This is a genomic window from Actinospica durhamensis (assembly GCF_018139695.1).
GTDB lineage: Bacteria > Actinomycetota > Actinomycetes > Streptomycetales > Catenulisporaceae > Actinospica > Actinospica durhamensis.
The window spans coordinates 1-455 of the sequence record NZ_JAGSOG010000737.1; the positions used below are offsets into that span (position 1 = coordinate 1).

The following is a 455-nucleotide window of genomic DNA, read 5'->3' on the forward strand; positions in this document are numbered from 1 at the left end:
CCTCCGGGAAGTGGCGGGTCATGGCAGCGTCCTCCTGGTCGGTGGACCGCTATGGGATGCTCCGCAGAGCGCGTTCGAGGATCGCGGCGCCCTCCTCGGCCTCCGCGACGTTGAGGGTGAGCGGCGGGGCGATGCGCAGGGCGCTGGTGTCGTGCCCGCCGCCCTTGCCGATGAGCAGACCGCCCGCGCGGGCCGCCTCGAGGACGGCGGACACCGCCTCGGGGTACGCCTCGTCGGTGCCGGGCTTCGTCAGCTCGATGCCGATCATCAGTCCGCGCCCGCGCACCTCCCGTACCGCCGGGACCTGGGCGGCGACGGCCCGCAGCCGCTGGATGAGCAGCCCGCCGACCCGGCGGGCGTTGCCCTGGAGGTCGTGTTCCAGCAGGTAGGTGAGGTTGGCCAGGCCCGCCGCCATGGTGATCTGGGTGCCGCCGAACGTCGAGATGCTGTGGGCG

General features: G+C 73.6%; 1 protein-coding gene. It reads right to left on the reverse strand.

All coding sequences use genetic code 11. The features are described from left to right. Window positions 1–49 precede the first annotated feature (49 nt). Window positions 50–455: aminotransferase class III-fold pyridoxal phosphate-dependent enzyme (locus KDL01_RS41965; RefSeq protein WP_212534276.1), on the reverse strand; the 406-nt coding region annotated here is incomplete at its 5' end.